General features: G+C 66.8%; 1 protein-coding gene. It reads right to left on the bottom strand.

The features are described from left to right. Positions 1-1,252 (bottom strand): condensation domain-containing protein (locus tag ASF04_RS15120; RefSeq protein ID WP_156368665.1); only part of this gene is annotated, 1,252 nt, incomplete at both ends.

Genomic DNA, 1,252 nt, shown 5'->3' with positions numbered 1-1,252 from the left:
CACCATCGCGGCCGAACGGTCCAGGCACAGGCCGACCAGGCTGYCCTCGCCCACGCCGGCGGCGCGCAGGTAGTGAGCGAGGCCGTTGGCTTGCGCGTTCAGCACCGCGTAATCGAGCGTGTCGGCGCCATCCACGAGGGCCGGCGCGTGCGGCGTGGCCGCTGCCTGCGCTTCAAACAGCGCAGCCAGCGTGGCGGCGCCGTCGACCGCCACGTCCGTATCGTTCCAGGCGTGCAGCAGCTGATGGCGTTCGTCGTCCGCCAGCACGGGCAGCGCGCCGATACGGGCGTCCGGCACGGCCACGATGGCGCGCAGCAGCTGTTCGAAATTGGCGGACATGCGCGCCACGCTGGCGCCCTCGAACAGGTCGATGTTGTAGGCCCAGTCGATATACAGTCCCGCTGCGCCCGCCGACGCTGTCAGCTCGAGGTCGCACTTGATGGTATTGCGTCCGCCCGACTTGCCCACCACCGTCAAGCCGTTGAGCGCCATGTCGTGCCCCTCGTTGTTATGCAGGGTCAGCATGACCTGGTAGAGCGGGCTGTAACTGAGACTGCGCTCGGGTTCCAGCGCATCGACCAGCATTTCGAACGGCACGTGTTGATGCTCGTAAGCTCCCAGTATCATCTGCCTGTTCTTTTGCAGCAGCGTGGAAAACGCGGGGTCTCCCGCCAGGTCGGTACGCAGCACCAGGCTGTTGACGAACAGGCCGATCAGCCCTTCGACATCGCTGTGCGCGCGGCCGGCAATGGGCGAACCGATCACGATATCGTCCTCGCCGCTGTAGCGCTTGAGCAGCACGGCCAGCGCGGTTTGCAGGAACATGAACAGCGTCACCTGCTGCCGCTGGCAGCAGGCCTCGATCGCCAGCAGCAGGCCGGCATCGATGGTTTGCGCCAGCGCCAGGCCGTGAAAGCGCTGCTGGGCGGGACGCGGCTTGTCCAGCGGCAGCCGGTGTACCGGGGGCAGTCCGGTCAATTGGCTGCGCCAGTAGCCAAGCTGGCGCTCAAGCTCCTGTCCTTGGAGCCAGCCGCGCTGCCATTGCGCATAGTCGGCATACTGCACCGGCAACGCCGGCAGCATGGCCGGAGCACCGCCGCTGGCGGCGTTGTACAGCAAATTCAGTTCGCGCAACAGCACGCCCATGGACCAGCCGTCGGCGGCGATATGGTGCAGGTTCAGCAGCAGCACATGGTGTTGGTCTGCCAGGCACACCAGCGCGGCCCGCAGCAGCACGTCGCGCGCCAGGTCG

Origin of the sequence: Duganella sp. Leaf61 (assembly GCF_001421905.1) — a bacterium.
Taxonomy (GTDB): Bacteria; Pseudomonadota; Gammaproteobacteria; order Burkholderiales; family Burkholderiaceae_D; genus Rugamonas; species Rugamonas zoogloeoides.
The sequence above is the reverse complement of the archived record's forward strand: the minus strand, read 5'-3'. Positions and strand labels throughout refer to the sequence as shown.